Below are 10,135 nucleotides of genomic sequence, written 5' to 3'. Positions count from 1 at the left end.
TAAAGACGCTCCTGTAGATCGCATGCACATGAATGACGAACATCGGAAAGCCGTATGAGGGAAAACCTCACGTACGGTTTGATGAGGAGGGGCTGAATTTATTTCAGTCCTTCACTCTAGCAGAACGAATTGAGCTCCTTGTCAGGCCTCGCAGAGCAGTAGTACGAGATCTGTGTGACACAGAGTTCTGTCCGGGATATTTTAACTCATGTAGCCTTGCATGGTCAGTATCATCGCGGGCAGATTAATTCGCGGTTTCGAGCGGACAGCATTGAACCTGTTAATATTGACCATATAACATTTGTGAGATAAAGGTATTCGGAGCAGCTTGTTCAAAAAATGTAGTTCGGAAAAATACCTTCATTGCCAGGATGTACGCAAAAACCCCCAAGTTTGCAGCGCTTCATGCGTCCAGACTTGGGAGTTTTGGTATCAATCGATAAATTTCAAATAGTGGAGCATCCGCTTTAGCAGAGCCGAGCATTGGGCTCGGGTAGCGAGCGCTTGCGGGGCGAACGTTGTGTCGGTGACACCTTCGATCACGTTCGCTGCCAGCAGCTGGGCTGCCGGTTGCTTGGCCCAGTCGGCTACAACGGCATGGTCGGCGAAGCGATCCAATGCGGCTTCGTCCGTCTCCCGAAGCTTTCCGGCGAATTGGAGCACGCGGGATAGCATGACCGTTATTTGCTCTCGGGTGATGGGCGCATTCGGTTTGAACGTACCGTCCGCATACCCCTCGATCACTCCGGCCTTGGAAGCGGCTCCTACCGCGCCTGAATACCAATCCTTCTCTGGCGATACATCCGAATACAGGGTATAGCCAGGCTTTTCATCCAGTCCGAGTGCGCGGATCAGCATCGCGGCGAATTCGGCGCGAGTCACTGTCCGGTCTGGGACAAAGATATTCTGATCCGTCCCTTGCACGACGAGCTTGTTCGCCAGCAACTCAATGTCGGCTTGTGCCCAGTGTCCCTTCACATCCTCGAACGTTCGGTTGGATCGTATGGCGGTATACAAGCTATGATGCGGTGCATAAAATACCGCTTCCGGCTGCGGGTCCACCGTCCTGAAGACGGAGGGGATAAAATGCGGCCGGCCGGCTCCATCTATCCAGACTACGGTCGAGCGGTCCGGGAGGACCGGGGCATCAAGTGGAATCGTCCGCATGATATATACGCTGCCCGTATCTGTCATGTCGTTACCATCAATGTAGAGGGAAAAGTCTACCGGTTCCGCAAGCATCGTATAGCCCTGCTGGTTGAGCGAAGCTGCCAGTTCATCGCCATCGGTATCATTGATTCGCGCGATCGCCACTGTGGCAACCGCATCGATCGGTACGCTTAGCCAAAGATGGAGCGGCAGGCTGTAGCTTGCACCGCTCGCGCTGATGCGAATGACGGCGTTCGGGTGTCTGTCGGCCAGGGCCTGCAGCGCTGCCGCAGGAAGGTCTACTTTCACGATCGGCTCCGCACTATTCAACTCGAGATCGGCTGCTTCGCTACCAGCAAACAGTGTATTCAGAAGTTTGCCGTCCAGCATAAGGCGCAGGACTGCCCGCCCATCGCTTGCTTGCTCTTTGGCCATGACGACGCGAACGTCCTGGCCGTTGATGGTGATGGTCATCATGGTCTCTGGATCGGGAGCGGGGACCTGCCCTGTACTTTGAACGGAATCCGAGTGGTCCGAAGGCTCCTCCGTATCCAAGGCTGTCAGATCGAAGCGGCCACTATCTACGATTTGGCCGGCAACCACGGTTACGCTTGTCATGTAGTCATTGTATCCCGGGGCGGTAAGCGTTAAGGTATGTGCGCCGGGGGCAATGTTCCCTATTATAAATTTCCCATAGCCGTCCGTCGTGCCGCTCATTCCGTTCGCAGATGCCGTAGCTCCATCGATCGGCGCATCTCCAATGCCGTATACTGTTCCCGTCACCGTGCCGGTTGTCGGCGGGACGGGCTGCACCGTTACCGTTGCATGGGCGTTATAGGACCCGTCCACGGTCGTGACCGTAACGGTTGCCGTCCCTTCGGCGACCGGCGTTACGGTTCCTGCCGAGTCCACCGAGGCTATGGCTGGATTGCTTGAGAGCCACGTCACGGCGGGATTCGTTGCGTCGGCGGGCTGGACAGTGGCCGTCAGCTTCTGCGGAGCTTGTCCTGCCGTAAGGATCAGCTCCGTCGGATGAAGGCTGACGCCGGTGACCGGCACTGGGGTGAGGGTCAAGTCGATGCGGCCCAACTGCGCGGTTTGCCCAGAGATGACGTTCACGCTCGTTATATAAACGTCGTATCCCGGTGCGCTAATCGTTAAGGTATGCGTTCCTGCCGCAACGCCCGTCAAAGTAAAGTTCCCATGCCTATCGGTCATGCCGCTCATCCCGTTCGCCATAACCGCAGCTCCGGAGAGCGGAACATTTCCAATCCCGTATACCGTGCCCGTCACCGTGCCCGTAGTCGGCGGCACGGGCTGCACCGTGACCGTTGCATGGGCTGTAAAAGCCCCGTCCACGGTCGTGGCTGTGACGATCGCTATCCCTGCTGCGATCGGCGTCACTGTTCCTGCGGAGTCCACCGAGGCAGCGTCGGGATTGCTGGTGCTCCACGTTACGGCGGGATTCGTCGCGTCGGCAGGCTGGACGGTGGCCGTCAGCTTCTGCGGAGCTTGTCCTGCCGTAAGGGCCAATTCCGACGGATGAAGGCTGACGCCGGTGACAAACACCTTGTCTTGAATATGGGCCGCTTCTAGTCGGGCGCTGCTCCAGGCCCGGACCGTTTGCCCGGCGTCCAGCTCATAGACCTCGAGCGTTTGGCCCGCGGCTGCGGCAGGAATGTCTGTCCCAAGCGAGTACGGTATCGTACCGCCTGGAAGCGGAACTCCGACGAAGGGGCGTACGCCTGCCGAGCCGCCGAACCTATAGGCGAAAGTATGATCGGGATTCCCCGGAGTGGCGGTCACTTTCGTCGATCCGAACAGACGGCCCGGGACGATGCTGAATCCGGCTATATCCGGCGCAAACTCGTCTACGTAAAGTGTCATAAGCGCGTTGGCTGTTCGCAGCCCGGCATCGGTCGCCGTCACAGTGATGGGGAAGGCGCCAGCTAGCTCCGGCGTGCCCTCCAGCGTGCCGGAGCCGGTCAGCCGCATGCCCGCCGGAAGCGGGGAAGCGCTCCAGCTCAATCCGCCGGCCGCGCTGTCGACCGCCTCCAGTGTCAAGGAATAGGGCGTTTCTTTGGTCGCCCGCGGCAGATCGTTCGTCAAGAAGATGGGGCGAAAATAAGGGTAGCCTCCATTCACGGCGGGATGAACAGTCCACGTGTCGGCGAAATCCCAGCCCTCGTAATTGGATTGCTGCCGCATGTCGGCTGTCGCGCGGCCGGCGAGCTGAACCGACCCGCCGCTGCTGTAGTCGGCGACACCTTTCGTCTGCTGGGTGGTCACATTATCGAAATACGAGTCTATGATCGATGCTTCAGTTATCAACGAGCCTGCGAAACCGCCGGCTATCACATAGCTGACGCTTGCGCTTAGCGTGAGGGCCCCTGCCGCATAGCTGCTTTCAATCGTACCGTAAATGAGCTGTGCCGCAAGTCCCCCGGCAGTGAAAAAAATGCCTGGATTCGACGCATTGGTAACCGTGCCTGTCGCGTAGGCATTGCTGATTATGCCGGTTCCTTGCGCTCCGACCAAACCGCCCGCAAATTGATTGCCGGCGGAACCGCTTTTCACGGAAGCGGACGAGTGAGAGCGTTCAATGGCCGAATTGACCGCTACGCCGACCAGCCCTCCGACGCTGCTCACGCCCGTGTCGCTGCTATTGCCGCCCGTAACGGTGCCCTGCGTAGAGGAAAGGATAACGCGTCCTCCGTTAAGCCTGCCGACCAGACCGCCTGTGGAGCTGCCCCCCTCCGCCTCGACCGAGAGGCTCAAGTTCCGGATGGTTCCCGATACGATGCCGAAAAATCCGACGTCTGTCCGTGCAACGTCATGAATCGAAATTCCGGAAATTCGGTGCCCTCGGCCGTCGAAAGTGCCGCTGAACGCCGGGTTCTCATTGCCGCCGAACGGGATCCAATCATATCCGGTCATGTCGATATCGTTCATCAGCCGGATGCTGCGGCCGACGTAAGAGGGTTGATTTTGGTTAATATGCTCCAGCTGCGCTGCGGTCGAGATCAGCACCCAGCCGGCTTCCTCGGGCGGGATGGAACCGGCGTCGGCGCGGGCGATCGGCACAAGAAAGCCCTGCCCGCCGATCAGTACGGAGAAAGCGAGCAGCAGGGTCAACAGAATGGATAAACGTTTCATGGCTGTAAATCTCCTTTTGCAAATGAAATCAATCAGGAAAATCGTTTATTCGGATGCTTCTTGTAGTGTAAAATAGATAGAAACGACTGTGTGTTTCAAATTTGTTTCAATTTATCGTTCGGAAAGAAGTGAACGGGATGGAATCCATTTTGATTTCGGGAAACCCTGCTTCCCGTCGTCGAGTAATTGGCTTCGAGCGGGAATTGGACCGTCTGGAGCAGTGGCTGGCCGGCCCTCATGCTATTGCGCGGATCTTCTCGATCTCGGGGATCGGAGGCATCGGCAAGACAACGCTGCTCGCCGAAATGGCCCATCGGGCTAGTCGTTCGTCCGCGCTTGCATTGTGGCTGGACGGACAGGGCGAGCTGGCCACGTCGGGCACGTTCCTGTCGAGCCTTGAGCTGGCACTGGAGAGCGAATATGGCAGAAGGAGAGAGCCGGGGACCGGCCTTCTGCCTCACGTGGTCGGCGAGCTGTCGCGTCAGCGAACTGTGCTCATGGTGGACAATGGCGAGCGCCTGGATCAACTGGAGGGCTGGCTGCTGACGAGCTTCTTGCCGCAGCTGGAGTCATCCGAGGTGCTGCTCGTCGTCGCCTCGCGCGGCGGCCTGTCCGATAGGTGGCACATGAATCCCGCTTGGGGCGGCGGCGGGCGGATCGAGACGTTCCCGCTCGGGCTGTTCACGCGTGCGCAGGTGATGGATTATTTGCGGGAGAGCGGTCTGGTAACGAAGGTACAGACGGAAGTTGTCCAAAAGACCGACGGGCATCCGCTGCTTCTCTCGCTGACCGTCGATCTGCTTCGGTCACGCGGCGGAGAGCTGCGTGACCGTTCGAATGAAATTCCGGCTATGCTGAGCGCCGATTGGCTGCGTGAAGCGGCCTCGCCGGCGCTGCATCGCGCCTTGACGGCGTTGTCGCTGCTGCCGGCGGGAGATCCGCTCCTGCTGAACGCTTTGCTGGACAAGCCGGTCACGCCCGGCGAATTTCATGAGCTGGCCTCCATGTCGTTCGTCCGTGCCACGCCTCAAGGCTTATCCTTGCATCATGTCGTATCCCGTCTGCTGCGGGACGATTACAGCCGCCGTCACCCGCAGCGGTTCCAATCGCTTCGCCATCGGGCGCTGCGGCTGCTGGCTGAGCGATTCCGCACGGTGGACCGGCGAACGCAAATGCGCATCGCCTCCCATGTGCTGGAGCTGTACCGTGAGTTTCTGCCTTCTGCCCATGCGTATGTCGACTTCTCGTCTGCCCTTCGGCCGGGGGAGCCGATACCGTATCGGCCGGAGGATTTGCCTTTCCTGCACCGGTTTCTCGCCGATTCCCTAGCACGTGCCGACTGGCAGTCGGAGCTGGTCCGGGCAGAAGACTGCCATGCGGTTCTCGACGAAATCGCCCTGCATAGCCCAGAAGGGTTCTGTATTGTGCGAAGCGACACGGGAATACCGCTCGGATTTTGCGCAGGTTTCCGGCTCCATGTGCAGTCCGTGCCATTGCTGGAGCGGTTTGCGCCGTCGCTGCTTCCGATGCTCGGAGAAGAAAGCGTTCATCTGCGTCGTGTTCCTGCGGAGGCGGCGGACACCTTGTGCATCCTGCTGGCTGCGGTTGACGTAAACCAGTCGTGGTATGGCCCCGAAGAACTGGGCGCCATGCTCATGCAGCAATGGCTGATCCATATGACAAGCGGCTGGCGGGCAATCCTCTTCACGTCCGACCCGCAGCTTAGCATGCTGCTGCCGATATTGGGATTTCAGGCGAAGGACAGGCATCGGCAGGATGGTTCGACCGGCGGCCAATTGAATTGGTGGGAGCTGGATTTCCGGCACATTACCTTTGAAGAGTGGGTACAGCGTGTCATTCAGCAAACGGCATCCGGCGGGCCGGCCACCGTGGCCGGGCAAGAGCCGGATGCCGGCATCGATGCGATTGAGACGAAGCAGATTCTCCATCATTTGTCCGAATACGACAAGCTGGAGCAGCTGCCTATCGTCCGGCAGCTGCGGGTCTCGGGGGCAGCCGTCCAAGCTTGCGTACGGGCCATCCTGACCGAGGACAATCCGCCGTTCCCGCTAACGCGGCTAGAGCAGCGCATTTTGTGGGAAAGCTTTCTGTGCAAAGAGCTGAACAAGAATCAGCTCGCCGAAGCGTTTCATATGAGCCGGACCACGTTTTACCGGCATTCGCAGCAAGCGGTGAGCCATCTGGCCCATGTACTGACGCAATCGCTGGCTGATGGGGGGAAGGGGACCGGATGAGAGGAAGCATGCATCACAAGACAGATCGAACGGAACAGAGCCGGTCAAGCGTCTTTGCCGCTTCGAGACGGATTCACGACAGACGATCGAACATGAACGGAAGGGAAGTAGCATGATGAAACAAAATAAATACGACGATCCGGAATTTTTCGCAAGCTACAGCCAAATGGCAAGATCGGTGGGCGGATTGGAGGCGGCCGGCGAATGGCACGCCTTTCGGGCGATGCTGCCGGAGCTGCAAGGCCGGCGCGTGCTGGATATAGGCTGCGGCTTCGGCTGGCACTGCCGGTATGCGCGTGAGCGCAAGGCCGAGAGCGTAATCGGCATTGACCTGTCAGAGAACATGCTTGCCCGTGCCAGAGCAAGCACCGACGATGCCGCCATCGAATATCGCTGCATGGCGATCGAAGAGATGGCCTTTGCCAGAGAATCATTCGATGTCGTTATCAGCTCGCTCGCGCTCCATTATATCGAATCCTTTGAAAGTATCTGCCGGAACATCTACCGATTTCTCGCACCGGACGGCACCTTCGTGTTTTCGGTCGAGCATCCGATCTTCACCGCGGTGGCAGCCCAAGACTGGGTATATGGCACGCAGGGCGAGCGGCTGCACTGGCCTGTCGACCATTATCAGAGTGAAGGCGTACGGCAGACCCGATTTTTGGACAATGATGTCGTCAAGTACCACCGCACTTTCGCCTCCTATATCCAAGCGCTGCTTGAATCCGGCTTCACGATAACGGGGGTATCCGAGCCGAAGCCGCCGCAACAGATGTTAGATCAGATTCCCGGCATGCGGGATGAATTGCGCCGCCCGATGTTTCTGATGATCGCCGCGACGAAACCAGAGTCGCAGATCGGCGCGCACAAGTAAACAAACGACACGATGCGACATATGCTTGTAGAGCAGGGGATTTGTTTGACGAAAGTTGAACGAGTATTGTATGATAAGAATACGCTTAATTCCCGACTATCTATGGGCCGGGAAGCGGGGGAACCAACGATTTTGGGGCGAATCAGCAATGTAGGGAACCATCTTTCCCGAGCCCGGCAGCTAACCTCGTCAGCAGTGGATGGGTCAATTTCCATGACTTTATGCATACGTATAGCATATATGTTGACCCGTGAGCCGGGTCTTTTTTTGCACTTTTTCCATGGCCCGCCGCCTAGCTGTTGATCGTTGCCTTCCTCGCGTTCAAAGCAAGCCTGCTGCGGGCTTTTTGCATTGCGGTTACAACAGCGCTCCATCCATCCCAGAAGCTTCATGCACAAGCTTCTCTCATCAAGCCGGCGAAAGGGGAATAACCGGACATGATTATGAAAACAAAAGACGGGAAAGTGGTTGAAATTTTGTTCAAGGATGAAAACGGATTTTGCCATTGCGACGACGGCTGGAAACGGCCGGAAACGGAGCTGATCGTACCGACCAAGGAAGAGGTGATCGAGAAACGGAAAAATTCGCAGCGAACGAAATAAGGCACTGCGGGGGGATGCCTATGCTTCAAAGAATTACTGCCGTCCATCTGGAACGGCTTTCGGAGCGGCAGCAGGAGAAGCTTCGCTCCTGGTGGGTTCCGCAAGAAGGCGAGTATATCTTGTTCAGCGGCCAAGAAGAGATGATCTACTACTTGAGCGGTGTGGATAAGGGCAGGTCGCTGCCATTGCTTACGATCGGGCAAATGATGGCGTATATGGCGCAGCAGGGGCATAGGCCGACTATCGACAGCGCTTGGAACGAGTGGATCGTCAAGATGCCGGGCTTCGAAGCGAAAGCGGCAGAGCTGTGCGATGCGATGTGGGACGCAATGGTAGCGGTATTATAAGTTATCCGTGTGGTAAGCCTCCGGAATAACTTGCCGGCAATACGGGAATCTTAGGGGAAACGTTTCCCCGGAGGTTGGCATGGTATTCGGTATTTCGGTTGCGGTTATTATTTTATTCGTCTTATGGGGAGCGATTAGCCCGGAAGGTCTTTCCGAGCAAGCCTCCCAATTCTTCGCTTTTACGACAGGCCGGTTCGGATGGTTGTACTTGTTCGCGGCGTTCGGCTTCTTGATTTTCGTCGTATACTTGGCGTTCAGCAAGTACGGGAACATCCGGCTTGGGGATGATGACGATGAACCCGAGTTTTCTGATCTCACCTGGTTTGCGATGCTGTTCAGCGCGGGGATGGGAATCGGTCTAGTGTTCTGGGGTGTTGCGGAACCGCTGTCTCATTACGTAACGCCGCCGCAGGGGGCGGCGAGCGAATCGGCGGAAGCGGCGCAGCTCGCGATGCGGTACGCTTTTTTCCATTGGGGGCTGCATCCGTGGGCAGTATACTCCGTCGTTGGCGTCACGCTTGCATACTTTCAATATCGAAAAAAACGGACAGCACTCATCAGTCAGACGTTTTATCCGCTGCTGGGCGACAAAGTGAACGGTCCGCTCGGCAAAGCGATCGACATTCTCTCCATTATTGCCACCGCTTTCGGCGTCGCGACTTCCTTGGGACTCGGCACGCTGCAAATTAACGGGGGGCTCCAGTTTCTGTGGGGAGTCCCGAACCAGACTGGCATCCAGCTCACCATTCTTGCGCTGCTTACGATTCTCTACATGATTTCTACGTTGTCGGGGCTAGACCGCGGCATCAAAATATTAAGCAATGCCAATCTATTATTCGCGCTAGGTCTGCTGCTCTGCACATTCGTGCTTGGCCCGACTACATTTGTGCTGGATACGTTTACCTTGTCGTTAGGCGGTTATTTGCAAAATTTGATTCAAATGAGCCTGAGGCTCACTCCGTTCACGCAAGGCACCTGGGTCAGCAACTGGACATTGTTTTACTGGGCATGGTGGATTTCATGGGCGCCGTTCGTCGGCATGTTCATTGCCCGCGTTTCCAGGGGGCGCACGATCAAGGAGTTTGTGCTGGGCGTTTTGTTTATCCCAAGCCTGTTCAGCTTGATCTGGTTTTCCGTCTTCGGCGGCACCGGGCTGCATCAGCAGATGCTGGAGGGCGTCAATTTGGCGGCTGCGGTCAGCAAGGACGTAACCTCTGCACTGTTCGTCTCACTTGAGCACCTTCAATTCGGCAGGCTGCTCGCGTTCATCGCGACTGCGCTGATCGTCTGCTTTTTTGTGACCTCGGCTGATTCGGCGACATTCGTGCTCGGGATGTTCTCAACCGGGGGCAATCTGACGCCTTCGGCTAAAATCAAACTAACGTGGGGACTCGTCCAGTCGGCGATCGCCATCGTGCTGCTGCTCAGCCAAGGACTGCAGGCGCTGCAGACCGCCTCGATCGTGACCGCGCTTCCCTTCGCCATCATCATGGCGTTCATGTGCCGCTCGCTGCTGCGCTCGTTGAAGGAAGAAGCGCGGGCCCGCCGCAAGAAGGAGAAGCAGTTCCGCAGCGCGTTGGAAGCCCTCATCCACGAAGAGCAGCCATAAATCAACTTTTTTGAAACCGGTGAGCCTTTCGCGCGTATTAAGTTATCGAACAACAGAATAGGCCTTACTTTGGAGGAGTCTGTCACCAGGGCACCGCTATGTCTAGCGGCTGTGGTACAGGGTCCTCTTTGTGTTGTTTGACC

At 57.3% G+C, this 10,135-nt stretch carries 6 protein-coding genes, 1 pseudogene and 1 riboswitch; of the genes and pseudogenes, 6 read left to right on the top strand and 1 reads right to left on the bottom strand.

Annotated features, from left to right (window positions below):
- Positions 1-180: 180 nt before the first annotated feature.
- A pseudogene (locus KXG62_RS29730) lies at positions 181-312 on the top strand (DinB family protein); the annotation flags it as partial.
- Positions 313-432: 120 nt separating this feature from the next.
- Here KXG62_RS29730 and KXG62_RS29725 read toward each other — a convergent pair.
- On the bottom strand, positions 433-4,305 hold the full coding sequence (locus tag KXG62_RS29725) for an S-layer homology domain-containing protein (protein WP_218095640.1): 3,873 nt from the start codon (positions 4,303-4,305) through the stop codon (positions 433-435).
- A gap of 137 nt (positions 4,306-4,442) precedes the next feature.
- On the opposite strand from KXG62_RS29725, the gene KXG62_RS29720 reads away from it, so the two are divergent.
- From KXG62_RS29720 to KXG62_RS29700, 5 genes are all read left to right on the top strand, one after another.
- Positions 4,443-6,560, top strand: coding sequence for a bacterio-opsin activator (locus KXG62_RS29720; protein ID WP_218095639.1), 2,118 nt, complete (start codon positions 4,443-4,445; stop codon positions 6,558-6,560).
- Between the two features lie 115 nt (positions 6,561-6,675).
- Positions 6,676-7,434: a class I SAM-dependent methyltransferase gene (locus KXG62_RS29715; protein WP_218095644.1), complete on the top strand. Its 759-nt coding sequence runs from the start codon at positions 6,676-6,678 to the stop codon at positions 7,432-7,434.
- Between the two features lie 72 nt (positions 7,435-7,506).
- A riboswitch (cyclic di-AMP (ydaO/yuaA leader) is annotated at positions 7,507-7,644 on the top strand.
- 227 nt (positions 7,645-7,871) lie between these two features.
- A complete protein-coding gene (locus KXG62_RS29710; protein ID WP_218095638.1) occupies positions 7,872-8,036 on the top strand; it encodes a hypothetical protein in 165 nt (54 codons plus the stop codon).
- Between the two features lie 20 nt (positions 8,037-8,056).
- The gene (locus KXG62_RS29705) at positions 8,057-8,383 is read left to right on the top strand and encodes a hypothetical protein (protein ID WP_218095637.1); all 327 of its coding nucleotides are present in this window, start codon (positions 8,057-8,059) and stop codon (positions 8,381-8,383) included.
- A 79-nt stretch (positions 8,384-8,462) separates the two neighbouring features.
- Positions 8,463-9,992 carry a glycine betaine uptake BCCT transporter gene (locus KXG62_RS29700; RefSeq protein ID WP_218095636.1) on the top strand — a complete coding sequence of 510 codons (1,530 nt, stop codon included), beginning with the start codon at positions 8,463-8,465 and terminating at the stop codon, positions 9,990-9,992.
- Positions 9,993-10,135 lie beyond the last annotated feature (143 nt).

Origin of the sequence: Paenibacillus solanacearum (genome assembly GCF_910593845.1) — a bacterium.
Classification (GTDB): domain Bacteria; phylum Bacillota; class Bacilli; order Paenibacillales; family NBRC-103111; genus Paenibacillus_G; species Paenibacillus_G solanacearum.
The sequence above is the reverse complement of the archived record's forward strand: the minus strand, read 5'-3'. Positions and strand labels throughout refer to the sequence as shown.

Coding starts and splice junctions, on each gene's coding strand:
- KXG62_RS29705 (WP_218095637.1), top strand. CDS start 8,057: ATGCTTCAAAGAATTACTGCCGTCCATCTGGAACGGCTTTCGGAGCGG.
- KXG62_RS29715 (WP_218095644.1), top strand. CDS start 6,676: ATGAAACAAAATAAATACGACGATCCGGAATTTTTCGCAAGCTACAGC.
- KXG62_RS29720 (WP_218095639.1), top strand. CDS start 4,443: ATGGAATCCATTTTGATTTCGGGAAACCCTGCTTCCCGTCGTCGAGTA.
- KXG62_RS29725 (WP_218095640.1), bottom strand. CDS start 4,305: ATGAAACGTTTATCCATTCTGTTGACCCTGCTGCTCGCTTTCTCCGTA.
- KXG62_RS29700 (WP_218095636.1), top strand. CDS start 8,463: ATGGTATTCGGTATTTCGGTTGCGGTTATTATTTTATTCGTCTTATGG.
- KXG62_RS29710 (WP_218095638.1), top strand. CDS start 7,872: ATGATTATGAAAACAAAAGACGGGAAAGTGGTTGAAATTTTGTTCAAG.